The 26,280-nt window shown below is 68.0% G+C and carries 20 protein-coding genes; 12 read left to right on the forward strand and 8 right to left on the reverse strand.

The annotated features are described in order from the left end of the window. Positions 1 to 202 precede the first annotated feature (202 nt). Positions 203 to 6,358 (forward strand): hypothetical protein, encoded by a 6,156-nt coding sequence (locus RT456_RS09105; RefSeq protein WP_313345423.1) that lies wholly within the window; start codon positions 203 to 205, stop codon positions 6,356 to 6,358. 15 nt (positions 6,359 to 6,373) lie between these two features. On the opposite strand, the gene RT456_RS09110 is transcribed toward RT456_RS09105, so the two are convergent. Continuing rightward, the gene (locus RT456_RS09110) at positions 6,374 to 8,764 is read right to left on the reverse strand and encodes a DUF3772 domain-containing protein (protein WP_313345426.1); all 2,391 of its coding nucleotides are present in this window, start codon (positions 8,762 to 8,764) and stop codon (positions 6,374 to 6,376) included. A gap of 130 nt (positions 8,765 to 8,894) precedes the next feature. Continuing rightward, on the reverse strand, positions 8,895 to 9,143 hold the full coding sequence (locus RT456_RS09115) for a hypothetical protein (RefSeq protein ID WP_313345429.1): 249 nt from the start codon (positions 9,141 to 9,143) through the stop codon (positions 8,895 to 8,897). 178 nt (positions 9,144 to 9,321) lie between these two features. On the opposite strand from RT456_RS09115, the gene RT456_RS09120 reads away from it, so the two are divergent. The 3 genes from RT456_RS09120 (at position 9,322) to RT456_RS09130 (ending at position 11,665) form a co-directional block, all read left to right on the forward strand. Next, positions 9,322 to 9,816, forward strand: a complete 495-nt coding sequence (locus RT456_RS09120; RefSeq protein ID WP_313345431.1) for a lipocalin family protein — start codon at positions 9,322 to 9,324, stop codon at positions 9,814 to 9,816. 6 nt (positions 9,817 to 9,822) lie between these two features. Continuing rightward, entirely contained in the window at positions 9,823 to 11,034 is a 1,212-nt protein-coding gene (locus RT456_RS09125; protein ID WP_313345433.1) for an FAD-dependent oxidoreductase, read from the forward strand. 130 nt (positions 11,035 to 11,164) lie between these two features. Further along, positions 11,165 to 11,665 (forward strand): hypothetical protein, encoded by a 501-nt coding sequence (locus RT456_RS09130; RefSeq protein ID WP_313345436.1) that lies wholly within the window; start codon positions 11,165 to 11,167, stop codon positions 11,663 to 11,665. Positions 11,666 to 11,736: 71 nt separating this feature from the next. On the opposite strand, the gene RT456_RS09135 is transcribed toward RT456_RS09130, so the two are convergent. After that, a complete protein-coding gene (locus RT456_RS09135; RefSeq protein ID WP_313345439.1) occupies positions 11,737 to 12,171 on the reverse strand; it encodes a PepSY domain-containing protein in 435 nt (144 codons plus the stop codon). A gap of 199 nt (positions 12,172 to 12,370) precedes the next feature. Between RT456_RS09135 and RT456_RS09140 the strand changes: the two genes are divergently transcribed. From RT456_RS09140 to RT456_RS09150, 3 genes are read left to right on the forward strand one after another with little or no spacing between them, the layout of a single operon-like run. Then, a complete protein-coding gene (locus tag RT456_RS09140) occupies positions 12,371 to 12,613 on the forward strand; it encodes a PepSY domain-containing protein (RefSeq protein ID WP_313345618.1) in 243 nt (80 codons plus the stop codon). Further along, entirely contained in the window at positions 12,613 to 13,275 is a 663-nt protein-coding gene (locus RT456_RS09145) for a response regulator transcription factor (protein WP_313345442.1), read from the forward strand. Before RT456_RS09140 ends, RT456_RS09145 begins: the two co-directional genes overlap by 1 nt. Beyond that, complete coding sequence (locus tag RT456_RS09150; protein WP_313345445.1) at positions 13,272 to 14,597, forward strand: HAMP domain-containing sensor histidine kinase; 1,326 nt, start codon at positions 13,272 to 13,274, stop codon at positions 14,595 to 14,597. Before RT456_RS09145 ends, RT456_RS09150 begins: the two co-directional genes overlap by 4 nt. Positions 14,598 to 14,659: 62 nt before the next feature. On the opposite strand, the gene RT456_RS09155 is transcribed toward RT456_RS09150, so the two are convergent. Beyond that, positions 14,660 to 14,980 (reverse strand): DUF6122 family protein, encoded by a 321-nt coding sequence (locus RT456_RS09155; RefSeq protein ID WP_313345448.1) that lies wholly within the window; start codon positions 14,978 to 14,980, stop codon positions 14,660 to 14,662. Between the two features lie 52 nt (positions 14,981 to 15,032). Continuing rightward, positions 15,033 to 16,922 (reverse strand): arginine decarboxylase, encoded by a 1,890-nt coding sequence (speA, locus tag RT456_RS09160; protein ID WP_313345451.1) that lies wholly within the window; start codon positions 16,920 to 16,922, stop codon positions 15,033 to 15,035. A 193-nt stretch (positions 16,923 to 17,115) separates the two neighbouring features. Between speA and speE the strand changes: the two genes are divergently transcribed. Further along, on the forward strand, positions 17,116 to 17,970 hold the full coding sequence (gene speE / locus RT456_RS09165) for a polyamine aminopropyltransferase (RefSeq protein WP_313345453.1): 855 nt from the start codon (positions 17,116 to 17,118) through the stop codon (positions 17,968 to 17,970). Between the two features lie 115 nt (positions 17,971 to 18,085). Here speE and RT456_RS09170 read toward each other — a convergent pair whose 3' ends face one another. Continuing rightward, a complete protein-coding gene (locus tag RT456_RS09170) occupies positions 18,086 to 18,991 on the reverse strand; it encodes an aspartyl/asparaginyl beta-hydroxylase domain-containing protein (protein ID WP_313345455.1) in 906 nt (301 codons plus the stop codon). A gap of 480 nt (positions 18,992 to 19,471) precedes the next feature. Between RT456_RS09170 and RT456_RS09175 the strand changes: the two genes are divergently transcribed. After that, positions 19,472 to 20,119, forward strand: a complete 648-nt coding sequence (locus RT456_RS09175) for a kinase (protein WP_313345458.1) — start codon at positions 19,472 to 19,474, stop codon at positions 20,117 to 20,119. Here the strand turns inward: RT456_RS09175 and RT456_RS09180 are convergent. Continuing rightward, complete coding sequence (locus tag RT456_RS09180; protein ID WP_313345461.1) at positions 20,116 to 20,454, reverse strand: P-II family nitrogen regulator; 339 nt, start codon at positions 20,452 to 20,454, stop codon at positions 20,116 to 20,118. The two genes, RT456_RS09175 and RT456_RS09180, sit on opposite strands and share 4 nt — an antisense overlap. Positions 20,455 to 20,625: 171 nt before the next feature. Here RT456_RS09180 and RT456_RS09185 point away from each other — a divergent pair, with 171 nt between their 5' ends. Continuing rightward, entirely contained in the window at positions 20,626 to 20,895 is a 270-nt protein-coding gene (locus tag RT456_RS09185; RefSeq protein WP_313345621.1) for an accessory factor UbiK family protein, read from the forward strand. Between the two features lie 10 nt (positions 20,896 to 20,905). After that, the gene (locus RT456_RS09190) at positions 20,906 to 22,408 is read left to right on the forward strand and encodes a YifB family Mg chelatase-like AAA ATPase (RefSeq protein ID WP_313345464.1); all 1,503 of its coding nucleotides are present in this window, start codon (positions 20,906 to 20,908) and stop codon (positions 22,406 to 22,408) included. A 114-nt stretch (positions 22,409 to 22,522) separates the two neighbouring features. On the opposite strand, the gene RT456_RS09195 is transcribed toward RT456_RS09190, so the two are convergent. After that, on the reverse strand, positions 22,523 to 25,270 hold the full coding sequence (locus tag RT456_RS09195) for a TonB-dependent receptor (protein ID WP_313345467.1): 2,748 nt from the start codon (positions 25,268 to 25,270) through the stop codon (positions 22,523 to 22,525). 268 nt (positions 25,271 to 25,538) lie between these two features. Between RT456_RS09195 and RT456_RS09200 the strand changes: the two genes are divergently transcribed. Continuing rightward, entirely contained in the window at positions 25,539 to 26,249 is a 711-nt protein-coding gene (locus RT456_RS09200) for a basic secretory protein-like protein (RefSeq protein WP_313345469.1), read from the forward strand. The last annotated feature ends 31 nt before the right edge of the window (positions 26,250 to 26,280 follow it).

A 26,280-nucleotide genomic window follows, 5' to 3' on the forward strand; every position in this document is an offset into this window, starting at 1 on the left:
ATCTGGGAGTGCGTGCAAAGCCTGACGCAGCAGCGGTCGGCACAATCGTGCGACCGTCGACGCCGATCAGGGAGCGCCCATCGTTCTCATCCCACCGCGAGCTGCGAACCCGACCGCGGCCGTCGTACCCGCGGCCACACCTGCCACAACTCCAGCACGGCAGATCACCCTCGAGGGGCTGCGCAATGCGCATCCTGCGCGCGTGGCGGCGTCGACGCCGTACCCGCAGGCACCGCTGTCGACCGGCATGGTCACGCTGCTGCGACGCTGCCCGCTGCTGCCCTCGGAGCTGACCGGGTTGGAGGGCCGGCTGCTTGAGCTGCTGATGCATGCGCCGGCCGACGACCTCGGCATCCATCTGTCCCACGTACTACGCGACCTTCCCGTGGGTGCCCGCGCCGAGGCGCTGCGGCATGCACTGACCGAACGGGCGGTGGCTCCCCTCACTGTCTCGACGGCGTGGCGCGACGAGTGCGGGCGTGTCGTCAGCGCCGTCGTCAACAGCCTGGGACGACTGCACGGACGACGCGCCACTGCGCTGGCCTTGTACGCCGTCTTCAATCTGGCTGCGGGGGAAGTGGGCACCCAGGTGCTGTTCTGGGCACAGCAGATCCTGGCGCTGCCTGGAATGCTGCGGGATGCGCGCGTGCTGCCGTGGCTGAGCTGGTTGTGCCAGCTTCCGCTGCCGACGCTTCGCGAGCACGTCTGGGGAGAAGCGCTGGCCGTCGGCGTGTCCGGCTGGCTGGAGCCACTGCTGGAACAGGCCGACGTTGCGCAGGACGCGCTGCACCGAAGTCTGCAGCTGCCCGCATCGCCACTGCGCCTGATGCTGCTCGGGAGCGTCTGGGCCCTGTGGTTCCGCCAGCAGCGGCACGCCCCCGCCGCAGAGCCGGTGACGACCGTGGGACGACACCTCGCGCGGCTTCCGGGCGGGCTTGAGGCGCTGGACCACGCCGGCACTGCAGCGCGCCGTCTGTTCGCGGCGCCCCCCCGGGCCATGGCCCTTCCCGTTCCCCTCCTTGCCCCGCCGGACCCGGGCGGCGCGACGTCGGCGGCGGAAACGGCGCGCCTGCTCGCACCGGCGCTACCGATCGTCCTGGCGGCGGCGACGGCGTTGCCCGCACTGCCATCCCGCGCTGCGCAGCGGCGCGCGGTCTACCTCGGCGCAGGACTGGCCGCCGCGACCGCGGGGGCAGGGTTCATCCGCTGGCAGCTGCACATCGCCTACACCGCCGCCGTTCAACACCTCGGCGAACAGATCGACGCGTCGCTGTACCGCGCGCCCGCGACACACGAGGCCTGGGCCTTGGGGGAGGCGCTGTGGCAGCGCATGGCGGTGCTGGCCGGCCCGGCCGGGTCCAACGCACCCACCGACCCCGCCGCGGTCGCAGCGCGTGTCCAGGTCGTCCTCGACCTCCCGGACGAGCAGCACGCGGGCAGCTACCGCCAGGCACTGCGCGCGGTGTGCGGCCTGGAAGAAGCAGTCAACGATGCAGTGCTCGATGCGGCGGCGGGGTGGGCGCTGCGGCGTTCGCCACGCGCGTTGTCGCCGCCCGTCTCCGTGCCCGTATTCCTGCTGCCGCGCGATGCGGCGCAGCACGAAGCCGCCTCACGCGACCGCGCCGGTCTGATCGAGGCGCTGTGGCGACTGCGCGACGCGGCATCGGCCGGCCACCCCTCGTCGCCGGCCCTGCATCGGTTCCAACCCGCCGAGGGCTCCCCGTTCGCACTGGCCGTTCAGGCAGTACGCCAGCGCCTGGTCGGGCTCTACTGCGACGATGACTTCATCAACACCCTGTACGCCGAGCGTACGCCGCCGGATTCGCTTGTGGTCACCCAGGGCGTCCTGACGGGTGCGCGCACCGGATCCGGGACCGTGGTGGTGCTGCATTCAACGTCAAACCCAACCGACGGCGCTGCATGGGCGCCCTCCACCACCGCACTGCTGACCCGGCTGCAGCGCGCGGTACTCGATGCGGGCACCTGTTTCGACAACACCGTTCCGGCCCGCCTGGACTGCGCACTGGGCTTCTACCTCGACCGCCCCGCACCGACCGCCGCGTTGACGGCGGGGGCACTGGACGTCCTCATCCACCGCCTTGAACAGGCGTTGCAGCAGCCCGTGCAGGGCCACATCACCCCGGCCAACGAGACGGCGTCGCTGGTGCGGCTGCACCAGCAGGTGCAGTACCTGAAATCCGTGCCCATCCGCGGGCTGGAACCCCCATGGGGCAGCTGGCCGCCAGACCCACGGTCGCACCTGGGCCACAACGTGGCACTGGCGCGTGGCCTGTTGCTGCAGCTCTCGCAGCATGCCGCGATGATCACCTTGTGCTGGCAACGGAATGCGGATCCATCGCAGCTGGTCTACCCGGCATCCGGTCAGGTGGTTGCCCGCGCGGTGGAGGGCACGCACACCGTGTCGTTGTTCGATGCCAGCGCCCCGCCGGCCGCACTGGACGCGCTCGGCACCCTCCTGCGCGGTCTTGCCACGCTGCTGCAGGCACCGGTGCGCTCGAACGGCCAGCTGCGCGTACCCGAGATGCTGGCCTACTACGGCGTCCCGCTGCCGGCGGTTCCCCTCGAGGATGCACAGTTCGATGCGTGCCTGGCGGGGCTGGAACGGCAGATCGCACGGCCGCAGGAACCCGTCGAAGCGCCCGCCCGCCTGAGGGTGGAGTGGAACGAACAGCAGGGGCCAGCGGAACGCCAGGACCATCAACAGGTTCTGGACCTGCTGTGGCGCCGCATTGAAGCGCAGCCGGCCGTGCTGGACAGTGCCCTGGCCGACCAGCATGTGGTGCCGGGTGAGAGCAGCCCACTGCACGCGGCTTGGCAGTCGGCGCAGCAGGCGTTGCGGGAGGTGTTCGAACAACCCGAATTGTGGCGGCACATGCGCCGCGTCAACGCTTCCTTCCATTCCCTCCGGGTCGGTGCCGACGGCGTGACCGCGCGGACGCGCCCGACCGGCCGGACGGTGCTGCTGGTCGAGCCGGCCACCTCCCTGCACCCGCGGCTGTCCGGGTTGCTCGACGTCCTGTACCGCACGACCGACCGACTGGGCCGGTTTTCCCCGGGCGACGCAGTGCCGCTCGCCAACGCACTGCAGTTCCACGGTGCCCTGCCAAGGCCCGGCGCGGCGCCCTGCACCGTCCCGCAGGTGTGCACGCAGGCCGTGCTGCTCGACGCCATCGCGCGGATCCACGAACGCTGGCAGCGCCATGCCCCGGCCCTGTCGGACTGGCACCAGGCAGGAAATGAGCTGCAGGAGGTGCGCCGGTTGCTCACCCACCGTCCTGGCTCTGCCGTGGCGCTGCATCGCCCTGGGCTGGGCACCACGACCATGACGGTCCTGCAGCCGGCCTGGCCAGCCTTTGCCAGGCTGTTCATCGACGCGGACGTGCAGGCATTGCTTGCCGCGGGAGGCGCGGGGCCAACGTGCGTCGTGGTGGAGGCGAACGGCAGCGTCCACCTGCACGGGGCGGATGGCACGCGCAGCCTGCTTGACCTCGGCCAGGCGGCGCTGGAACGCAGGGAGCTGGACGACGCCCTTCACCGGCTGCGTGATGTGGCGGGCCGGCTCGGCGGTCAGGTCCGCTCGGATGGACGGGTCAACGTGTCGGAGCTGCTGGCTGTCCATGGCGGCTGTGGCCCTCAGGAGCTGGACGCTGCGGATGGAGCGGCACAGTGCACCGAACGCCTGCTTGGCGAACTGCGCCTGGGAATGCGCGCGGACCTGGTCCACGCCGGCGATGTGCTTGACCCGGCTGGACATGAGCAGGTGCGCCAGGCCACGGCTGCGTTCATGGCGCAGCACGCCCCGGCTGGACAGCTCCTGCTGGAGTACCTCGGCGCGCCGCTGGTGGAGCGCGGCGAGCTGCGTTGGGACGAGCCGCAACGCAGCAGCCACGCGGTGGCGTGCATGGCGCGCAGCCCGCGTGCCCTGGCGTTGCAGACCGCGCTGCTGCAGTCGCTGGGCTGGTACCTGGGCAGCGACGCCGCGCCGGTCTCGCCCACGCTGCTGGCCAGCCTGACACGGGTGGCGATCGTGCTGGACCTGGGACCGCCCACTGACCGCGACGCCCGTATCCTGCTCGGCTATCGCCTGCACAAACCCTCCAACTGGGGCCGGACCTTCGCCGGGATCCGCCAGGATTTCCACGACTATCTGCGCAGCATGGGACGCATCCCGGCTTCACTGCTTGACCTGGCCGGCACGCTTGCCCTGCAGGACCTCGCCCCGGAGCTGCTCGGCGTCGACGTGCCGGACAACCTGGTGTATGCCAACACCATTGCGTCGATCAATGTCGTCAGTGGCGTGCATCTTGCCGAACGCATCCGCCGCGGACTCTCGCAACAGATGCGCTTCAGCGAACTGGTCACGTTGTCGGCGGACCTGAGCGGTGACAGCGAGGCGCCCGGCCTGGTCAAGCAGCTGGCGCTGCAGGCACGACGGCTGCCCACCCTGGACTGGTATGTGTTCCGACAGCTGGAGCTTCAGTCCGGCCAGCCGCCGGGGCTGCCGATCAATCGACGCATCGAGGCCGCATTGAAGGCGTTCGATGAGCGCGTGGCCGACATCGAACGCGCCATCGATGATGTGCTGGCGCCGTTGCCCTATCGCATGCAGCTGGTTCAGGCCGCGATCCACCGCGTGTTCCCGCGGTTTCCCGGCGTATTGGCGCGGCACGCGTGGAATTCAAGCACGTTCCTGCTGTGCAACGACGACGAGCCGTTCGGACGCCGCTTTCCCTTCCACGAGCTGGTCGCGGCCGGTGCGCTCCGCGATCCGCAGGCGCATTGGCGGCCGTGCCGCACCTTCGTGCTCAGTTCGCCGATCTACCAGGCCCAGGGCGACCCGCAGTACGACGCAGCCGTGCAGGACGCCTACCGGCAGATGCGGCCGGGCCTTGCCGCGCTGGACGACATCAATCACGTCTACCAGGCACGTTTCGACACCTACTTCCAGCGTGCGCAGCGGGGCTATGGCCTGCTCATCGAAGAAGCGCTGTACCAGCGCCCCGAGGCAGAGCGTGCGGCCCTGCTGCGTGGCGACGTGACGGTATACACGCTGCGCACGCACGTGCCCGACCTGGAGGCGCAGCAGGAAACCCGCGACGACACCGACCCCTATCGCGGCCGCTTTGGCGTGGTCTACACCCTGATGCTGTCCGGGAAGCCGCATCACTTCCAGCTGTTCCCGCTGCGCAGCCGGATCATTCCCCTGGCCGTGGAGGGCCCGCTGCCACTGGGCGGTGCATTGCACAGCCGCAAGGTGCGGTTGCGCAGTGGCAACGTCGCCACCGTGCGCGTTCGCCGTGGCACGTCATTGCCGGTGGACTGGCATGCGTACGCCACGGACAAGGCACCGGCCAACGGAACGTGGTCGGAGGTGATCGTCGATCCCCTGCCTTGGCCAGGCGCGGCGGCCGAGGGGGGCGTGGAGGGGCGCTCGCCCTTCCACCGGCTGGTGGACCCGGTCCAGCACACGTTCTTCTGGCTGGACCAGGCGGCGTTCCGCCGCGAAGGATGGGCGCCGACCAGCTTCGAGGCACACCTGGAGGACAAACCCCTCTGGCTGAAGACCGTCGATTTCTTCGTACCGTTCGTGGAGAACCTGCGCAGCATCACCTCCCGGAACCGCAACGAGTTCGCGATGGCGGCCTTCGGGCTGTATCTGGAATCGATCATCGTGGTGGGGCCGGTGATCGGGGGCGTCGTGAAGGTATTGGCCCGGCCGGGGATGCGGATGACCATGCCGCGGGTTGCCGAGCTGTCCCGCGTGCTGGCACGCGGCACCCTGGATGCGCTCAACCCGGCGGCGGGCAGCCTGGCGATGCTGCGCCTGGGGGTGGCCGTGGTTCAACGCACCGCGCGCGGCAACCTGCGTTTCCTGTGGCCCCTGATGGATCCGGGTCATCCGGCAGCGCGCGGCATCGGTATGCGCTGGGTCATGAGCGAGGGCATGGCCATCGCCAAGGACGGCAACACACTGGCCGCGTCGCTCTATTCAACCCGGATGCGCACGGTCGATGGCATTCCCAATGTCCTGGTCGGCCCGGTGCCTGTCGTCGTGGGGGGCCGCCCGTTGTACCTCACGGATCCGGCAACGCTCTCGCTCTACGGGCCACCGCTTGAGGAGCGGCTCGGCAGTGGCGGCGGTGCGGCGGGCGTGCTGTTCAAGGCAGGCAGCAGCGCGCACGCGCCACATGTCTCACCGGGGAAGGCACTCAAGCCGATCAAGCAGGGGCCCAAGGCATCGGAGGAGGAACCCGACGACAACCCGGCGCCGCTGCAGCCTCCGGGCGTGTTCCTGCCCGGCCTGCAGGGGCGCCGCCCCGCAGGCGAGCCCCCCTGATGCCCCTTGCTGCGGTCAGGAATCGGGCTGCGGCGGCGCCTGCCGCACCAGATGGATGTCGGTTGGCGAGGACAGCGCGATGCCGGCCGCGGCGAACTTCTGCAGCATGGTGAAGTACAGGTCGCTGCGCACCCCGTACACCGCGCGCGGGCCGGAGGTGTAGGCGAAGCTGTTGATCGCGATCTGTCCGTTGGCGATCGAGTCGATGAACACCGACGCCGCCGGATCGGCCAGTACGCCCACATGCTCGGCGTACGCATCGAGCAGGATCTGCCGCACCGCCGCCACGTCGGTGCTGAGCGGCACGGTGAACTGGATCTGGATCCGGCCCTGTGCATTGCCCATCGTCATGTTGCGGATGGTCTTGGTGATCAGCTCGGAGTTGGGCACGATCAGCGTGGACTTGTCGCCGACCTGGATCTCGGTGGAGCGCACGCTGATGCGTTTGATGTCGCCTTCCTGGTCGCCCAGCTTCACCCAGTCACCAATCTTGACCGGCCGCTCGGCGAGCAGGATCAGGCCGGACACGAAATTCTGGGTGATCGCCTGCAGGCCGAAGCCGATGCCCACCGACAGCGCGCTCACCACCAGCGCCAGTTTCTCCAGGCCGATGCCCAGCGCGGTCAGGCTCCACAGCACCGCCGCGATGATGCCCAGGTAGCGGGTGACCGTACTGATGGAGTTGCGGGCGCCGGCATCGAGCTCGGTATTGGGCAGGTAGGTGTCGGTGAGCCAGCGCTGGAAGGTCTGCATCACCGCCCAGACCAGCAGGAACGCCAGCACCGCATACAACACGCTGCTCGGTTTGAGCACCAGGTTGTCGCCGAGGTTGATGCCGTTGGACAGCGTATCCAGGCCGCTGAACAGCGCGCTCATGTTGCCGAACGGTGCGGTCAGTGCCATCACCGCGAACAGGATGACGCAGATCCGCAGCACGGCCGAGAGCAGCACGCCGGCCTGGATCACCCGCGACTCGCTCAACCCGGTGGTCAGCACCACGGTCCTGCCGACGCTGCTGGTGGGGCACAGCACCCACGTGGCCAGGTCGTCGGCGAACTTCATCAGCAGCGACGCGGCCATCAGCACCACCGCGCCCCAGACCAGCTGCTGCGCCACGAACAGGGCCAGGTTGAGGTAGCCCAGCAGGGTGGCGATCACGGCGGCGGCGACCACCACGTGACCCGCCAGCCGTGCGATGACGATCCAGCCACTGCGACGCGGCGGCCCCTTGCCCTTGCCGTCGGACTGCGCCTGCGCCTCCAGCTTCGCCGCCGCTTCGTCGGTCTGGCGGCGGTGCAGGCGCGCCAGCGACACCAGGATCGCGATGATGAGCCCCATGTAGGCAATGGCGATCAGCCCGTCGACCGCCACCGTGGTGATGGCGCTGGTACGCACGGCACGGTTGATCTCCACCAGCAGGATGCTGATCCAGGTCAGCCCCGCCGCACCCCACGCGTACTTGCGCAGCCGCCATGCGGCGGTGTCATCCAGATTGAGCAGGCGCCACGACGGGCGCTTGGGCACCAGCAGGCAGGCGCTCAGCGCGGCGATGAAGGACGCGATGAAGGTCGCCACCTGGAAACTGAAGGCCACTTTTTCCAAGCGCGGGGGGATCGCGCCGATGGCATCCAGCGACCCCACCAGCACCACGCCGGCCAGGCCGGGCAGCAGCGTGCCCACCACCAGCAGCCACACCGCCAGGCCGGAGCGGCGAAGGCGCCCATCCGGCGCGCGCTCGGACGCGGCATAGCGGCGCCCCACTGCGCGCAGCCACAGCCGCAACGGGAAGAACATCAGCAGCGCCACCAGCAGTCCGGTCAGCGGCGCGGTCCAGCCGTGCTGGGCGATCGCCTTGCCTGCGGTGCTTTCGCCCTGCCGGTACAGCGCCCCCAGGCGCTGCAGGTCGGCCGGGACGTCCTTGGCGAACTGCCGCCACAGCGACGGCGACAGCGGCGAGTTGACCTTGCGCGACAGCTCTTCGCTGAGCTGGCTCACGCGCATCTTCTCGATGTCCGCCCCCAACTGTTTGGCGTCCACCGAGAGCAGCTTTGCGCGGGCGATGGCCGAGGCGATGTCGGCGCGCTGCTGGGTCAGGGTCCTGCGCTGCTGGGCAAGCTCACGCGCCTCCACCGTACCCTCGGCCACGGTGCCCAGCTGGGTCAGGCGGGTGTCCAGCTGGTCCAGCTGCGGCTGCAGGCCGGCCTGCGCGTCGTCGGCGTCGCGCTGTACGCCCATCGCACGCTCGAACAGCGCAGAGAGCGTTTCGCGGGTCTCGGCATCCTGCAGCGAGGCACGGATCGACTTCAGGTCCTTGTCGGCCTGGGCCAGCTGTACCTTCGGGTCGGCGGCGCCGTCGTCAGGGGTCTGCGCAAGCGCCGCGGGGGCCATGCACAGCCAGGCAGACATCAGTACAGCGGCCAACGACCGCAGCAGGGGGAAACGATGACGGAAGGACAAACCAGCACCTACGGTTCACGCGGACCACCGCGCCTGCCCGGACTATAAACCGCTGCCCGTTCACACCGGGTATGCGCCTTCAATACTTCAGCCGAAGTTCCTCGACCTGTGGCTGCAGCGCGGCGTACCAGTCCTGGAACTCCTCTTCGCTGATCTCCTCGGGCGCGTACACCGCGACCTCGTCCCAGGCATGGTCGGTGGGCAGCGGCTGGCGCGGGCCGGCCCGCAGCGAATAGACCACCCCTTCGTGCTCCACGACCTCGTCCGCCGCCTCCCGCTGCTGGCGGGCAAAGCCGCTCGGGCTCGTAAGCAGGATCACCTGGTACATCCGCATCTCCTTCTACTGAATGATGGGGCGCCTCACGCCCGTCACACCAGCATAGCCGCGGCCCCCTCCGCGTGGCGTCACGCCATGGCAACGCATCGTTCCCGCGTCAGGATCGGCTTCACTCCGCCGTGGCATCGCTCCCGTCATCGTGGCCGTCCTCTCCGCCACCGTGCCTGCGATGAACACACATGCCGACCTGAAGACCGTCGCCGACCTCAAGCTGCCGCGCTACCTCGGCACCTGGTACGAGATCGCACGGCTGCCCATGAAGCACGAACCGGCCGAGTGCACCGACGTCACCGCGCACTACAGCCTGAAAGAAAACGGGCACGTTGCGGTCCTCAACCGTTGCCGGCTGGGCAATGAGATCGAAGAAGCCGAAGGCGAGGCCTGCGCGGTGGACAATGACAGCGCGCGCCTGGAGGTGAGCTTCCTGCCCAAGGGACTGCGCTGGATTCCGTTCACCAAAGGCGACTACTGGGTGATCCAGGTGGCGCCGGATTACAGCGTGGCCCTGGTCGGCAGCCCCGACCGCAAATTCCTGTGGCTGCTGGCACGCGAACCGCAGCTGGACGTGACCACCCAGGAGCACTACCTGGCGCAGGCCCGGCAGCAGGGGTTCGACCTCACCCCGTTGATCCACACCCCGCACACCGGCCACCCCACCGCCTGACCGCACATGGATCTCAAGAGCGGTTATCCCTTCTGGGCAGTCCGCAACGGGCTGATGCATGCGTTTCCGCCGCTGCGCGAGGACGTCAACTGCGATGTCCTGGTCGTCGGTGGCGGCATCAGCGGCGCGCTGATCGCCAACGAGCTGTGCGCGCACGGCCACGACGTGGCGCTCATCGAGCAGCGCGACATCGGCTGGGGCAGCACTGCGGCCAGCACCGCGCTGCTGCAGTACGAGATCGACACCCATCTCATCGACCTGGCCCAGCAGTACGGCGAAGAGGCCGCCGTGCTGGCCTACCGCGCCTGCGCCGAGGCGATACCGGCGCTGCGCGCAGTCGCGTCGGGCTTTCGCGGGGTCGACTGCCACCCCATGCAGAGCCTGTACTACGCGAGCAAGCGGCGGCACCGCGCGGTGCTGCAGGACGAGTACGCGCTGCGCCGCAGGCACGGCTTCGACGTGCGCTGGCTGGACGCTGACGCCGTGCGCGAGGACTACGGCATCCAGGCACCGGGCGCGATCCTCAGCGCGCTGGCCGCGCGGGTGGACCCCTACCAGCTCACCTACCGGCTGCTGATGCGGCTGGCCAAGGCCGGCTGCGCGGTGCACGACCGCACGGTGCTGCACACCCTGCAACCCACCGCGCGCGGGGTCACCGCCACCACGCCGGAGGGCGTGCGCATCCGCAGCCGCCACGTGGTGCTCGCCACCGGCTACGCCGGCCAGCACTGGCTGAAGCAGCGCGTGGCGCGCAACCGCAGCAGCTATGCCTTCATCACCGACCCGATCGACACCGCCCTGCTTGGGCCGCTCACCGACACCATGGTCTGGGAATCGGCGCGTCCCTACCTGTACATGCGCAGCACCGGCGACCATCGCCTGCTGGTCGGCGGCGAGGACGATACGGTCGATATCCCCGCACGGCGCGATGCCCGGGTGGCCGGCAAGACCGGCACCCTGCTCAAGCAGGTCGCCAGGCTGTTCCCGCACCTGCCGTTGCAGCCGGCCTTCTCCTGGGGCGGTACGTTTGCCGAGACCCACGACGGGCTGCCGTTCTTCGGCCCGCACCCGCAATGGGGCCCACGGGTGCTGTTTGCCATGGCCTACGGCGGCAATGGCATCACCTACTCCATGATCGGCGCGGGCCTGCTGCGGGCGCGGATTGAACGCCGACGCCACCCGTTGGCGGCGCTGTTCGGGTTCCAACGCCTGGTCTGAGGGGGCCGACCGACCGGCAGGCATCCGCCGTGGGTCGATAGTCCACCCAACGGGCCCCATGACAGGCATCATTCAACCAACGGCTGCTAGCGTCAGCGCTATCGGCCGCATTGCCTGCCCGGAGCCCACCATGATCCGCCCGCTTTCCCTGCTGTTGTGCCTGATGGCCCCCGGTGTTGCGCTGGCCCAGACCGCTGCCGGCGCCACCGGCCCGCAGTCGGCGACCGATCTTGACCTGTCGGTACCGCAGCAGCCGCTGCAGTACCTCAACGACCCCACCCTGCGTGGCGATCCGCCCGGCACCTTCTACGGCGACAAGACCGGCCGCCGCGCGACCCCGCGCGGTGCGGCGGCCAACGGCATTGCCGACGTCACCGACGACAAGCTGCGGGTCAACGGCAGCATCACCACCGGCATCGGCTACGCCAAGAACTTCGGCAATACGCACTACAACGCCGCCGAGTTGAACCTCAACAAGAACTACACCAACGACGACGGCAAGACCCGCAGCATGAACCTCAACATCCAGATCAGCGAGGGCAAGGGCCCGGGCTTCTATGGACCGTATGGCGGCGGGTATGGCGGCTATGGCCGCGGCTACTGGGACGGTCCCGGCCCGGTAGGCTGGTAACCGCCGCGTACGCAGCAACTACACGGCCGGGGCAACCCGGCCGTTTGCATGATGGCCGCGCGCGGCGCGGCTCAGTCCCACCAGCCGTCGCGACGGGTGGACAGCACGCGTCCGTCATGCCCGCTCATGCGCACATCCACGGGCTGGTTGCGGGCGTTGCGCGCCTCAAGCGTCCAGGTGGCGCCGTCGCGCTCGACCGACTCGATATGGGTCAGCCCGGCCTTGCCGGCCAGGGCCAGGATCTGTCCGGCATCCAGCACGGCGCGACCGCTGCGCGGGTCGAAGATTTCGCCCGTGGCCGGATCAATGATGACGTCGTCCACGCTGCCATCGGCCCGGGTCACATCGGCTTCCCACACGCCGTCGTCGCGCTCCAGCTCATGCACCTGGGTGTAACCGGCGGTGCGCAGCTTGGCCTGCACGTCGGCAGCGGAGAGATCGGCGGCAACGGCCGGGGCAGCGGTGAAGGCGGTCGCCAGGGCGGCGGCAAGGATGAGCGTGTTCATGGAGGAGTTCCTGAAAGGGCACCGGACCATCCCGGCGCCGCCAGTCTGGCAAGCGCACTTAAGCGGACCATGAGGGCCGCTGTTAGGCCACGTTTAAAGGCGCTGCGTATACCGTAGGCAGCCTTTCGCCGACCCCGCTGCCATGACCGCCCTGTCGCTGCTCCTGCCCCTGCTGTTGACCGCTGCCGCGCAGGAGCCCATGCGGGTGCTGGATGGTGGCGCGCGCCAGCAGCAGGCGGTGCGCGAGGCCGTGCAGCAGGGTCGCTACGTGCCGCTGGAGACGGTGGTGCGCGATGCGCTGCGCCGCTATCCGGGGCAGCTGCTGGAAGTGGAGCTGGACGACGGCAAGTACGAGATCGAGATCCTCGGCGCCAACGGCGTGGTGATGGAGCTCGACTATGATGCGACCAGCGGCCGCCTGCTGAAGATGGAAGAAGACTGATGCGACTCCTGCTAGCCGAGGACGATGCGCTGCTCGCCAGCCAGCTGCAGCTGCTGCTCGAGGACGCCGGTTACGTGGTCGTGCACAGCAGCGAAGGGCTCGATGCCGAGTACCAGGGCCAGGTGGAGGACATCGCCGCGGCGATTGTCGACCTGGGCCTGCCCGGCTTGGATGGGCTCAGCGTCATCGAGCGCTGGCGCCAGGCCGGACGCGATTTCCCGGTGCTGGTATTGACCGCGCGCGCGCGTTGGCACGACAAGCTGGCCGGTTTCGACGCCGGTGCCGATGACTTCCTGACCAAACCGTTCCAGCCCGAGGAACTGCTGCTGCGGCTGCGTGCCTTGATCCGCCGCAGTGCCGGCCATGCCAGCCCGCGCCTGCAGTGCGGCCCACTGCGGCTGGACGTCAACGCCGGCCGCTTCGAACTGGACGGGGTGCTGCTGCCGCTCAGCCCGCACGAACACCGCATCCTGAGTTACTTCATGCACCACCCCGACACCGTCATCAGCCGCGCCCGACTGGGCGAGCACGTGTACGAATCCGGTTTCGACCCCGATTCCAATACCCTGGACGTGCTGATCGGGCGCATCCGCCGCAAGCTGGGCAGCACCCTCATCCACACACACCGCGGCCAGGGCTTCCGCCTCTCGGCACAGCCATGAAGACCCGTTCGCTGCGCAGCCGCCTGTTGCTGGCCGGCGGCCTGGGCATGGTGCTGGTCTCCGCGCTGGCCACCTGGTGGCTGGGCGCGATGTACGAACGCTCGGCCCATGCGGCCATGGACCAGCGCCTGGGCAACGACCTGATCGCGGTGCTGGCGCTGGTGGAAGCCGACGCCCAGGGAGGCGTGCAGGTACGCGGGGAACTGGGCGACGAACACTACCGCCGGGTGTTTTCCGGTGCGTACTGGCAGGTGCAGGATGCGCAGGGCCGCCCGCTCGGCCAGTCGCGCTCGCTGTGGGATGACACGCTGGCCGCCCCTGCAGCGCTGCATACGGGTCCGGCGCAGGCCTTCGATACCAGCGGTCCACTGCAGCAGCCGCTGCGTGTCCTGGCCCAGCAGGTCACGCTGCCGCGTGCCGCCACGCCACTGCGCGTCATGGTGGCCACGGACCGCAGCCAGCTGGACGCGCAGGTAAGTGCGTTCCGCCAACGTACCGCGCTGGCCCTGATCGTGCTGATCGCCCTGTGGTTCGCGGTACTGGTCACCCAGGTGCACTACGGCCTGCGGCCGCTGGCCGAGCTGGGCCGCATCGCCGAACAGGTGCGCAACGGCGAGGACGTGCGCTTCCCGCAACGCGGACTGGTGAAGGAAGTCGCGCCGCTGGCGGGCGAGCTCAACGCCCTGCTCGATCACCACGGCCGCATGGTGCTGCGCGCCCGGCGCAGCGCCGAAGACCTCGCGCATGCCCTGAAGACGCCGTTGACCGTCCTCGCCAACGAGGCCGAAGGTGCCGGCAGCGATTGGCGCCAGACCGTGCGCGGCGAGACGGCGCGCATGCAGGCCAGCATCGACCGCTACCTGGCGGTGGGCGTGGCGGCCGACCATCAGCAGCGCACGCCGGTGGGCCCGGTGGTCACCGCGCTGTGCGGCCTGATGCAGCGCGTGCACACCGAGCGCGCGCTGGTGTTTGTGTTCGACCCGCAGGCGCAGGGCCTGTTCGCCGGTGCGCGCGAAGACCTGGAAGAGATGCTCGGCAACCTGCTCGACAACGCCGGCAAGTGGGCCGCGCACCGGGTCGAGGTGAAGGTGGCGCACATCGGCAACCGCATGCGCATCGAGGTGGGCGACGACGGCAGCGGCCTGCCCGACGAGCACCTGGACAGCGTGCTGGGTCGTGGCGTGCGCCTGGACCAGCGCGCGCCCGGCAGCGGGTTGGGGTTGGCGATCGTGGCCGATATCGCCGAGAGCTACGGCGGCACACTGGTGCTGCGCAATGGCAGCCCGGGGTTGCAGGCGACGTTGACGCTGCCGGCCGGTTGACGCGTGGGTGGCGTGGGCTGGGTGGCACATACAGTCGGCTCTACCCAGTCGGCTCTACCCCGTCAGCGCGCGTGCATCCACCAGCAGTCGATCGCGTCCAACACGATGTGGACGATCAACCCTATCCCGAACAACCGCGTCTTCTTCGGCACGCACAGCCCCGCGTACACGGCCATGGCCGGCGCCGTATGCAACGGGTGGAAACCGATGCTGCACCGGTTGGGCGCATAGATCGGATCGGCCAGCAGGTGGTCCAGGTCGATGATCCAGCCCAGCAGCAACAGCCCCCAGGCGGACAGGAAACGCTTGCGCCAGAACATCCACGCCAGCAACGCCGGCACGGCGGCATGCAGCAGCAGGTGGATGATCGCGCGGGTGCTCATGCGGAACACGGGTCGACCGCCACCGGCACGGTGCCGGCAGCGGTCGGGCGCATCAGGCCAGCGGCTCGTCGGACAGGTACGTGTAGCCGGTCAGGCCGGCTTCCAGCGCATCGGACAGTTCCTGCGCGCGGGCCGGCGACAGGTTCGCCGCAGCCACCCGCTCGGCATAGCTCGCCCGCAGCTCGGCAAGGCTGTAGCCCACGTAATCCAGCATCACATCGGTGGTATCGCCGCGGCGCTGCTGGGTGATGGCATAGCCATCGGCATTGGCCAGCACTTCCACCGCATCGGTATCGCCGAACAGGTTGTGGATGTCGCCCAGGATCTCCTGGTAGGCACCGACCATGAAGAAGCCGATCCGGTAGCTCTCGCCCGACTTCAGCGCGTGCAGCGGCAGCGACGTGTCCAGGCTCTCGTTCTCGACGTAGGTCTTCACCATGCCGTCCGAATCGCAGGTCATGTCCGCGATGATGCCGCGGCGCTGCGGCGCCTCGTCCAGGCGTTCGATCGGCACGATCGGGAACACCTGGTCGATCGCCCAGGCGTCCGGGATCGATTCGAACACGCTGAAATTGACGAAGTACTTGTCCACCAGGCGCTCGTTCAACTCATCCAATGCCGGGCGGTGGCTCTTCTCGTCATAGCTCAGCCGCGCGCGCACGGCGTGGGCGATGGCGTAGAACAGGTCATCGATGCGCGCACGCTGCGGCAGGTCGATCTGGCCCAGCGCGTAGCTGGACAGCCCTTCGGCATGGAAATGCTGGGCTTCCTGGAACAGTTCCACCGCCGGGCGCTTGTCCAGGTCGTCGTGGATCTCACGCAGGTGGCGGATCGCGGCCGGCTCGTCGTCGTGCTGGTCGGGCACGCGGCCTTCCTGCGCCTCCTCGACCTCCGACACGTTGGCGATCAGCACCGCGTGGTGCGCGGTCATCGCACGACCACACTCGGTGACGATGCGCGGCGGGGTCAGGCCATGTTCCTCGCAGGCATTGGCCAGCGGCTGCACGATGTTGCTGGCGTAGGAATCCAGGCCGTAGTTGATCGAGCAGAAGCTGCGCGAACGGGTGCCTTCGTAATCCACGCCCAGCCCGCCGCCCACGTCCACGTGGGTGATCTTCGCGCCCAGGCGCGACAGCTCCACGAAGTAGCGGGTGGCCTCGCGCATGCCGTTGGCGATGTCGCGCACGTTGGAGATCTGCGAGCCCATGTGGAAATGCAGCAGGCTCAGGCAGTCGGCGTATTCGGTGTCGCGCAGCGACTTCCACAGGTCCAGCAGCTGGCGCGGGGACAGGCCGAACTTGGCCTTGTCGCCGCCGCTGTTCTGCCACTTGCCCGCACCCAGCGAGGCCAGGCGCATGCGCACGCCCAGGCCCGGCTTCACGTCCAGCGCCTTGGACTCCTCCAGCACCAGCTTCAACTCGGAGGGCTTCTCGATCACGATGAAGGTCTGCAGGCCCAGCTTGCGGCCGATCAGGGCCAGGCGGATGTACTCGCGGTCCTTGTAGCCGTTGCAGACGATCAGCCCGCCCGGGCGCGACAGCGCCAGCACCGCCATCAGCTCCGGCTTGCTGCCGGCCTCCAGGCCGAAGCCCTCGCCGTGGTGGCTGGCCAGGGTGCCCGCCACGCCACGGTGCTGGTTGACCTTGATCGGGTACACCGCGGTATAGCCGCCGGCGTAGTCCCAGTCGGCCTGGGCCTGGCCGAAGGCGGACTGCAGCTTGCCCAGGCGCTGGCCCAGGATGTCCGGGAAGCGCACCAGCAGCGGCAGCTTGGCCCCGGCGGCACGCGCGGCGTCCACGATCTTCGGCAACGACACCACCGGGCCGTCCTGGCCAGTCGGTCTCACCACCATGTGTCCTGCCTGATCCACGTCGAAGTAGCCATCCGCCCAATGCGGAATCGAGTAGGTCTTGCGGGCTTGGTCGAGGGACCAATCGGTCATTTCAGTGGGCCTGGTTGGTAAAAAAGGGGGTGCATGATAACGCCTATGTGGCGACAGCTCCGTTATCATGCGCGCCCGCGCCCGTGCCCAGGTGGAAACCTGAACAGGCCGGACCCGTCCGGACGTGGCTAGCGCCACGCGGCCCCCGCCGCCAGCCCGGCTCCAACCCCCTTCCGAACAGGACCGCTATTCCATGACTGACAACAACAACTGGTACATCGAACATTTCGAGCGCACCGGCTCGGCCATCGGCTACCGCCTGACGGGCAAGCTCGATGAAGTGCAGTCGCCGTTCCAGAAGATCGAGATCTTCGCGACCACCGACTGGGGCAACCTGATGACCATCGATGGCGCCATCATGCTCACCAGCAAGGACAACTTCTTCTATCACGAGATGATCAGCCACCCGGTGCTGTTCACCCACGCCGCGCCCAAGCGCGTGGTGATCATCGGCGGCGGCGACTGCGGCACCCTGCGCGAGGTGCTCAAGCACCAGGGCGTGGAGAGCGTGACCCAGTGCGACATCGACGAGCAGGTCACCCGCATGGCCGAGAAATATTTCCCGGAGCTGTGCGACTCCAACGGCGACCCGCGCGCCGAGCTGATGTTCGATGACGGCGTGGCCTACATGGCCAACTGCCCGGCCGGCAGCGTGGACGTGGTCATCGTGGATTCGACCGATCCGGTCGGCCCGGGCGAAGGCCTGTTCAACAAGGCGTTCTATGAGAGCTGCTTCAAGGCGCTCAAGGACGACGGCATCCTGGTGCAGCAGTCCGAGTCGCCGCTGATGCAGCTGGACCTGATCAATGAAATGCGCACCGAGATGGGCAAGGCCGGCTTCCAGGCGTTCAAGACCCTGCCGTTCCCGCAGCCGTGCTACCCCACCGGCTGGTGGAGCGTGACCCTGGCGCGCAAGGGCCAGAGCAGCTTCGACTTCCGCCAGGCCGATTCGGCCTCCAAGTCGTTCGACACCCTGTACTACACCGCCGCCCTGCACACCGGCGTGCTGGTCACCCCGCCGTTCGTGGCGGCAGCCCTGAAGGGCTGACGCGGTAGGTGACGACCGTTGGTCGTCACACGCCCCACAAAAAACCCGCGCTGGCAAGACAGCGCGGGTTTTTTGTAGTGCCGGCCGCTGGCCGGCTCCAAGCAAACCCCGGCGATTACAACGCCCAGATCCCCGCAATCACCAGCAGTACCAGGCCCCACTTGATCGCGTGGTAGGCAAACGCACTGCGCGCGCGCAGCGCCTTGGCCTTCAGCCGCACCTTGTACACCCCACCAAAGGCCTTGTTGACCCCACCGGTCGGATCGCCCGGCAGGTTCGGCGAAGCGCCACCGGCCAGCAGCGTCGAGGCCACCGCGCGGTTGAACAGGCCCGGCAGGCCGAAGCGCAGCGGACGGGCGATATCGCAGAACAGGATCACCCGGTCATCCGGGGTCTCGTTGTGCGCGTGGTGGATGTAGGTCTCGTCGAACATCATCCACTCGCCATCGCGCCAGCTCTTCCTGATGCCGTCCACTTCGATGTAGCAGCCATCATCGTTCGGCGTGGCCAGGCCCAGGTGCAGGCGCAGCGAACCGGCGAACGGGTCGCGGTGCGGGCGCAGCTCGCTGCCCGAGGGCAGCTGGGCGAACATCGCCGCGCGCACGTCCGGCAGCGACTCCAGCAGCGCGGTGGTCTGCGGGCACAGCGTCCGGGCCGACGGATGCGACGGGCCGTACCACTTCAGGTAGAAGCGCTTCCAGCCACGGCGGAAGAAGGAATTGAAGCCGGCATCGTTGAAGGTGCTGGACGCGGCGATCTTGTCCGCTTCGCGCAGTGCCAGCGCCTCGTCGCGGATCACCTGCCAGTTCTGGCGGAGCGGCTCCAGCTGCGGGAACTCCTTGCCCGGATCCAGGAACGGCGTGGTCGGCACCTTCGAGAACGCGTACATGACCACATTGATCGGGGCCATGAAGCTGGAATGGTCGAGCAGCTGGCGCGACCAGCGCGCGCGCACCTTGCCGCGGTAGTGCACGTACAGCACGCACGCCGCGAACAGAACCACCACGATAATCTTGATCATCACGCATCCACCGGCCGCTGCCGGAACCCATCAGGGTGAAAAGGGGACGCAGGGCCAGAGCCGGCCTGCATCGGGGGGAGTCATGCGCGACAGAGCGTGCCGTCGGGTGCGGCGCGGCCGCGCATGCGTATTCAACTGGACTATGGTCCGCACCGATACGCCCCGGGTCAAGCGACCTCCCTGCAACGTTCAGATGCGGCCGGGAGACCTGTTCGTGGCGGGCGCAGGTCGCGCCGGCTCACCGCAGACCCGGTTGGTGCACCTCAACTACATGATTCTCATGCGGTTTTTTCGTTTTCGGACGTCTTCACCCGCCTTTAACGCGACAAACTGTTCCACGTCCGGTTATGACATTTTTCCGACAAACGCTGGTTTGGTGTACTCACGAGTACTAAAATTAACGAACTCCTGCCCTCTCCCATTCAGCAGCACCGGTACGCCTGACGCTTTGCGCCGACCACCGGGTCGCCCCAGAACGTCATGAATACAACCGTTGCTTCGTGTGTCGACGACACCGCCCCCGCCGAGCTGCTCAAGCGCGGTGAACGCCTGCTGGAACCCGATGTCTACCGCACCTGCCTCAACGGGCAGCCGGCCGTGGTCAAGGACTACACCCGCTATCGCGGCACCCCGCTGTCTCCGATCGCCCGCCTGCTGGTCCGGCGCGAGGCGCGCATCCTGCAGCGCCTGAGCGGCTGGAAGCACGCCCCGGCCCTGCTGGGCACCATTGGCGGCCTGGCGCTGGGCATGGAGTTCATTCCCGGCCAGACCCTGAGCGCGGCCCAGTCGGTGGGCATCGAGGTGTTTGAACAGCTGCAGTTCGCGCTCGATCGCCTGCACGCGGCGGGGATCACCCACAACGACCTGCACGGCACCAATGTGATGGTGAACGGTGGCGTGCCGGTGCTGGTCGACTTCACCTCGGCCTGGCGCAGCCCACGCTGGCTGCCGGTGCACCCGGTCTCGCGCCAGCTGCGCCGCAGCGACCGGAAGAACCTGTTGAAGATGCGTCTGCGCCTCACCGGCACCCGTCCGAGCGCCTCCGAGGCCGCGCAGGTCGCCGATCCGCGCTGGGTGGCCGGCGTGCGGGTGGCGTGGAAGCGCTTTTACCGGTGGTTCAAGGGCTAGAGCGCGTCCGCGTCCAGTTCGCCGGTGCGGATGCGCACCACGCTGCCCAGGTCGTACACGAACACCTTGCCGTCGCCGATCTTGCCGGTGCCCGCCGCTTTGACGATCGCTTCCACCACGTCCTCCACCTGGCCGTCGGTGACCGCCACCTCGATCTTCACCTTCGGCAGGAAGTCCACCACGTACTCGGCGCCCCGGTAGAGCTCGGTGTGGCCCTTCTGCCGCCCGAAGCCCTTGACCTCGGTGACCGTGATTCCGGTGACGCCGCGCTCGGCCAGCGCCTCGCGCACGTCGTCGAGCTTGAACGGCTTGAGCACCGCCATGACCATCTTCATCTGTTGGCTCCTGTCTTCGCGGCAGAGGATAACGCCTGTCCGCCGATGAACGCGATGCATCCCGACCCCACCACCCTGTGCGCTGCGGATTATCCTTACCCGCAACGCCTGACCAGCCTGATGGTGGTCACGGCCCGACAGGCCGAGAATGCCCCCACCAGCGGAGACACCATGATTGACCTCAACCAAATCGATGACCTGGCACGGCGCCTGAGCGACATGGTGCCCCCCGGGCTGCGCGAATCGCGCGAAGAGCTGCAGGCGACCTTCAAGAGTGCGCTGCAGGCCGGTCTGGCGCGGCTGGACCTGGTGACCCGGGAAGAATTCGACGTCCAGCGTGCCGTGCTGCTGCGCACCCGCGAGAAGCTCGACGCGCTGGAGAAGACCGTGGCCGCACTGGAAGCCGCTGCGCAACCGCCGGCCGAGCGTCCGGCCCCGTAAAGGAAACACCATGAGCCTGGCGCTGGTGCACAGCCGTGCCCGCGCCGGCGTCCATGCGCCCGCGGTCCGGATCGAAGTCCTGCTTTCCGGCGGTCTGCCGTCGGTACAGATCGTCGGCCTGCCCGAGGCGGCCGTCCGCGAATCGCGCGACCGGGTCCGTGCTGCCCTGGTCTGCGCCCGGTTCGAGTATCCCCAGCGGCGCATCCTGATCAACCTGGCCCCGGCCGACCTGCCCAAGGAAGGCGGGCGCTTCGACCTGGCCATTGCGCTGGGCATCCTCGCCGCCAGCGACCAGATCGACCGCCACGTGCTCGCACAGTATGAATTCCTCGGCGAGCTGGCCCTCACCGGCGAGTTGCGCGGCGTGGACGGTGCGCTGCCCGCCGCCATTGCCGCCGCCACGCTCGGGCGCACCCTGGTCGTGCCCGCCAGCAACGGTGCCGAGGCCGCCCTCGCCCAACATGCCGACGTCCGCGTGGCCCGCACCCTGCTGGAAGTGTGCGGCGCACTGGCGGGCCGTTCCCTGCCCCACGCGGTGCCGGCGCCCGTCACGCCACTGGCGGTGCCCGACCTTCGCGACGTGCGTGGCCAGCAGCAGGCACGCCGCGCCCTGGAGGTAGCGGCGGCCGGCGGGCACCACCTGCTGCTGGTCGGGACCCCGGGCTGCGGCAAGACCCTGCTGGCGTCACGCCTGCCCGGCATCCTGCCCGACGCCACCGAAGCCGAAGCGCTGGAAACGGCCACCGTGGCGTCCTGCACGGGCGCAGGCATCGACACCGCCCGCTGGCGCCATCGCCCGTACCGCGCACCGCACCACACCGCCAGCGCGGTGTCGCTGGTCGGCGGCGGCGCCTACCCGCGCCCGGGCGAGATCTCGCTGGCGCACAACGGCGTACTGTTCCTGGACGAACTCCCCGAATGGAGCCGCCACACCCTCGAAGTGCTGCGCCAGCCGCTCGAATCCGGCACCGTCATGGTGGCCCGCGCCGCGCGTACCGACGCCTTCCCTGCGCGTTTCCAGCTGGTAGCGGCCATGAACCCCTGCCCCTGCGGTTGGGCCGGCGACCGCAGCGGGCGCTGCCGGTGCAGCCAGGACAGCATCGCGCGCTATCGCGGGCGCGTCTCCGGCCCGCTCATGGACCGCATTGATCTGCACGTCCAGGTGCCCCGGCTGGAACCGAGCGAACTGCGCAGCGACGCACCGCCGGGCGAGACCAGCGAAACCGTCCGCGCCCGCGTGGTCGCCGCACGCGAGGTGCAGCTCACGCGCAGCGGAAAGCCCAACGCACAGCTGCTGCCGGCCGAACTCGACGAACACTGCCGGCTGCAGAGCGACGACCAGCAGCTGCTGGAAGACGCGGTGGAGCAGCTGCAGCTTTCCGCCCGCTCGATGCACCGCATCCTGCGCGTGGCGCGAACGGTGGCGGATCTGGCTCATTGCGACCAGATCTCCACCGCGCACCTGGCCGAGGCCATCGGCTACCGGCAGGTGGATCGGGGTGGGATGGGATGATGCAGGCCGTACGTGGGGGCAGAAGGTGGATGGCCTGACGCTGCCCACGTTGCTTGGGCGCCGTCCGCTGGACGGCCCCCGGGGTGACCATTCAATCGGCCACCCCGGTCCCTGTTACTGGAAGTCCAGCGACAACTCCACAAACATCGAACGGCCAAACGCGTTGTACACCCCCTGGTCGTAGTACGGCCAGTTGCCGTTGGTGGTGTCCACCGGCGGGCGCTCGTTGGTCAGGTTGTTGGCGGTCAGCAGTACGCTGGCGAGTGTGTTGATGCGGTAGTTGACCGTGGCGTTCCACGTCGTCCAGGGACCGATGTTGCGTTCCTCGCCCGTAGCATTCCAGGTGGGTGCGTTGCGGATGCCGTACACATTGGTGCTGAAGGCACCGAGGTTCCAATTGACGCCCAGCGTCGTGCGGTAACGCAGTTCGTTGGAGTTGCCGCAGCACAGCATGTCGTTTACCGGATCACCTTCCTGCTGCTGCAGCTCATGCTTCAGCGAGCGGTAGTAGCCCGCGTTCACCCCGAACTCGCCTGCGCGTCCCCCGCTCCACTTGAAGTCGCCCGAGGCCTGGATGCCGGTCTGGCGCTGCTTGGCCAGGTTGATCGGATACGAGAACACCTTGGACACGCCGTTGGGGTTGAGCGGGTCGGTGGCTGGCAGCCGCTGCACCTGGCCCAGGATCTGACGGCAGGTCGGCGAATTGATGTCGAACGCCACGTCGCCGTTCTCCGACGTCCCCAGGCGGCAGTTGGCTTCGGTGGCAAGGATGCTGTCAGTGCCGAGGATGGACACTTCGTTTTCGATCTTCACCGAGTTGTAGTCGACCGACAGGTTCAACGCGTTGTCCAACGCCGACCAGACGAAGCCGTAGGTGAACGTTTCCGCCGTGATGTCCTTCAGGTCGCGGTTGCCCGTACTGGAGGACAGCACCTGCAGCGAGGACTGCGGGCACTCATCGAAGTTCTCCGAGGTGTACCCGGCCTGCCGGCACAGGAAGGTGTCCACGTTGGTGGTATACCCACTGCTCTCGCGCGAGTACAGGTAGAACATGTCCGGCGAGCGGAACGCAGTGGCATAGCTGCCGCGCAGCAGCAGCGACTCGATCGGGCGGTATTCCAGGCCCAGCTTCCAGGTCGCCTTGCCGTTTCCGCCACCGCCCTGCAGGGAATACTTGTCGTAGCGTCCCGACAGGTTGGCGCTGAGGGTGTCGAAGACCGGCACCTGCAGTTCGGCCCCTATCGCGTACAGATCACGCTGGCCTTCGGCCGAAGTGCCTGCGGTCTGGCCGCGGAACAGCACGGCGGCATTGGGGTCGGCCGACTGGTTGAAGAACTTCTCGCGGGTGCCCTGCACGATCATCGCGAAGCCGACGTCGCCGGCAGGCAGGCCGAACAACGCCGTATTGGTCACCAGCGCGGTTACCCCGGTGCGCGACGCCGACGATTCAGCGCGGTTGGTACCGCTGAACTGGTCGTACTGCTGGCGGGTCAGGGGCTGGTACAGCACGTCCAGGTTCGGTGCGTACGCGTCGTAGCCGTTGACCTTGCCCAGCTGCGGACCGAGGTAATAGTCATCAATCCCGCCGGTCGCCAGGAAGTCGGTGGATTTGCGGGTGACATCGGTGCTCGACCGGTTCACGTAGACGTCGTAGTCGAATCCGGTGTCACCCAGTCCACCGCGTGCGCCGGCGGTGATGTTGAGCGAGCGGGTATAGACGCGCTGGTCCTTCGCATCCATGCCCACTTCCTCGGGAGCATAGATGCGCTGCCACTGCTCGTAGTTGCCGCTGGTCTGGTTGTAGAAGGTCTTGTTCCAGAAGGGACTTCCGCCGGAATAGGTCGGCCGCCCGAAGCTGAACAGGATGTCCGAGTACAGCTCGGTGGTTTCGCTGAGGTGGTAGCGCAGGAAGGTCGTGGCATTCACATCTTCGCTCGTGTTGTAGAGCGTAGCGGTGCCGACATTGTCGGGGCTGCCGCAGTAGTAGCCGGTGCCCGCCGCGTTGCGATGCGCGTACGTGGTGCTTCCGCCGAACAGATTTGACAGCGGCGCGCAGGTTGCCTCGCCCGGGTCGATGTAGCCATTCGGGGACATCTGCATGCGCAGGAAGGTGCGCGAGGGGTCCTGCGGGCCGGTCGGGCTGTCGTTGACGCTGTCGATGTAATCGCGGTCGGATGCGAAGATCGGTTTCTGTCGGGTGTATTCCAATCCGTAGCTGACATCCAGGTCGCCGAACGAGTGCCCGTTGCTGAAGATGAAGCGCTGGCTGGAGCCGCCGCCGTCACTGTAGCCGCCGGCGCGGTAACGGAAATGCGCGCCTTCCACCTTGTCCTTCAGCACGATGTTGATGACGCCCGCGACGGCCGATGACCCGTACACCGACGACTGCCCACCGGTAAGCACGTCGATGCGTTCCACCATGCCCAGCGGAATGTTGGCGATATCCACGATGCTGGTGTTGCCGTTGTAGGCGAGCGGATAGCTGTTGAGCGGCCGTCCGTTGAGCAGCGTCAGCGTGTAGCTCGGGTCCAGCCCGAACAGGCTGACCGTCTTGGCACCCGGGGTGTAGAAGCCGGTGCCCTGCGAATCCTGCACTGAGCCATTGGCCATGGGCAGCGAGCGCAGCGCGTCGAACACCGTGGTGAAGCCCTGCGCCTCGATCTGCTCTGCGGTGATGGTGGTCACCGGCGAGGGGCCTTCTATCTGCGCGCGCGGTATCAGCGAGCCGGTCACAGTGACGGTATCGAGCTGACGGGTGGTCGGCGGGGTGCCGTCCTCGTCGGGCGGGGCCGCCTGGGCCCGTGCGGCCAGGGGATGGATCAGTACGGACGACACCAGCAACGACAGCAACGTGCGCTTCATTTTGCAGATCTCCAGTACGAGGTCTCCCGGCGCCGGAACGGGGCAGGAGGGTCGGGTGTGCAGGGGATTCCGTGAGGCGTGGGGCGCAGTTGTTCTAGATCGATCTAAATGCGTTGTCAATAATTTGAAATGAAACCATTTTCCAGCACTTGGATCGAACTAAATGGCACTTGCGACGCGCCGTGGCCCTGTTGCAGGATCAGCACGGTTGTCGCGCCCCACGGCCGCCGATGATGCGCGTTGCCCACCACGTCCTGGAGTGCCACCTATGCGTTTGCGCCGTTGTCTGATCGTCCCTGTCATCGTTGCGAGCCTGGCGTTCCCTGTCGCACACGCGGCGGAACTTCAACAGACCCGCGATGGGGTCACCCTGGCCTATCAGGACACGAGCGGTTCAACGGCGGCGGACGTGCGTGACCGCATCATCGCCACCTTCTTCGCCACCTATCCGCGCGAACGGCGCGATTTCCATCCTTCGGCGCCATCCACGGTGCGCATTGTCATGGACCCGTCCTACGACGGTGTCGCCTACGTGGGTGAGAAGGACCAGTCGGCCACCATCACCATCAACCCGCGTTGGCTGGAGAAGCATCCCAACGACACCGACCTGGTCACCCACGAGGCCATGCATATCGTGCAGGGATACCCGGGCTACGCCAGCGAACAGGCGCCCTCGTGGCTGGTGGAAGGCATTGCCGACTTTGCCCGCGACCATTACGGCGTCGACAACGGTGCCGGCGGCTGGGCATTGCCCACGCAGGTCAAGCCGGAGCACAAGGTGGACAGCGGCTACCGCGTCACGGGTGCCTTCCTCAAGTGGGGTGAGGCCGCACATCCGGGACTGGTCAAGGCGCTGGACGCGGCGCTGCGCAGCGGCCGCTATACGCCGTCGTTGTGGAAGCAGCATACCGGTGAAGACTTGCCGACGCTGTGGGACGCGTATGTCGCGCAGCGGGGTGGTACGGCTCGGGGCGCCTGATCGCCGGGGCCGCGCGTGGAAGCGTTGCTCC

Origin of the sequence: Stenotrophomonas sp., assembly GCF_032099025.1 — a bacterium.
Taxonomy (GTDB): domain Bacteria; phylum Pseudomonadota; class Gammaproteobacteria; order Xanthomonadales; family Xanthomonadaceae; genus Stenotrophomonas.

Bases quoted from the DNA above. Each gene is read 5' to 3' on its own strand.
- RT456_RS09145 (WP_313345442.1), top strand. From the start codon at position 12,613: ATGCGACTCCTGCTAGCCGAGGACGATGCGCTGCTCGCCAGCCAGCTG.
- RT456_RS09170 (WP_313345455.1), bottom strand. From the start codon at position 18,991: ATGATCAAGATTATCGTGGTGGTTCTGTTCGCGGCGTGCGTGCTGTAC.
- RT456_RS09185 (WP_313345621.1), top strand. From the start codon at position 20,626: ATGATTGACCTCAACCAAATCGATGACCTGGCACGGCGCCTGAGCGAC.
- RT456_RS09150 (WP_313345445.1), top strand. From the start codon at position 13,272: ATGAAGACCCGTTCGCTGCGCAGCCGCCTGTTGCTGGCCGGCGGCCTG.
- speE (WP_313345453.1), top strand. From the start codon at position 17,116: ATGACTGACAACAACAACTGGTACATCGAACATTTCGAGCGCACCGGC.
- RT456_RS09155 (WP_313345448.1), bottom strand. From the start codon at position 14,980: ATGAGCACCCGCGCGATCATCCACCTGCTGCTGCATGCCGCCGTGCCG.
- RT456_RS09175 (WP_313345458.1), top strand. From the start codon at position 19,472: ATGAATACAACCGTTGCTTCGTGTGTCGACGACACCGCCCCCGCCGAG.
- RT456_RS09125 (WP_313345433.1), top strand. From the start codon at position 9,823: ATGGATCTCAAGAGCGGTTATCCCTTCTGGGCAGTCCGCAACGGGCTG.
- RT456_RS09180 (WP_313345461.1), bottom strand. From the start codon at position 20,454: ATGAAGATGGTCATGGCGGTGCTCAAGCCGTTCAAGCTCGACGACGTG.
- RT456_RS09135 (WP_313345439.1), bottom strand. From the start codon at position 12,171: ATGAACACGCTCATCCTTGCCGCCGCCCTGGCGACCGCCTTCACCGCT.
- RT456_RS09110 (WP_313345426.1), bottom strand. From the start codon at position 8,764: ATGTCTGCCTGGCTGTGCATGGCCCCCGCGGCGCTTGCGCAGACCCCT.
- RT456_RS09190 (WP_313345464.1), top strand. From the start codon at position 20,906: ATGAGCCTGGCGCTGGTGCACAGCCGTGCCCGCGCCGGCGTCCATGCG.
- RT456_RS09130 (WP_313345436.1), top strand. From the start codon at position 11,165: ATGATCCGCCCGCTTTCCCTGCTGTTGTGCCTGATGGCCCCCGGTGTT.
- RT456_RS09140 (WP_313345618.1), top strand. From the start codon at position 12,371: ATGCGGGTGCTGGATGGTGGCGCGCGCCAGCAGCAGGCGGTGCGCGAG.
- RT456_RS09120 (WP_313345431.1), top strand. From the start codon at position 9,322: ATGAACACACATGCCGACCTGAAGACCGTCGCCGACCTCAAGCTGCCG.
- speA (WP_313345451.1), bottom strand. From the start codon at position 16,922: ATGACCGATTGGTCCCTCGACCAAGCCCGCAAGACCTACTCGATTCCG.
- RT456_RS09200 (WP_313345469.1), top strand. From the start codon at position 25,539: ATGCGTTTGCGCCGTTGTCTGATCGTCCCTGTCATCGTTGCGAGCCTG.
- RT456_RS09195 (WP_313345467.1), bottom strand. From the start codon at position 25,270: ATGAAGCGCACGTTGCTGTCGTTGCTGGTGTCGTCCGTACTGATCCAT.
- RT456_RS09115 (WP_313345429.1), bottom strand. From the start codon at position 9,143: ATGTACCAGGTGATCCTGCTTACGAGCCCGAGCGGCTTTGCCCGCCAG.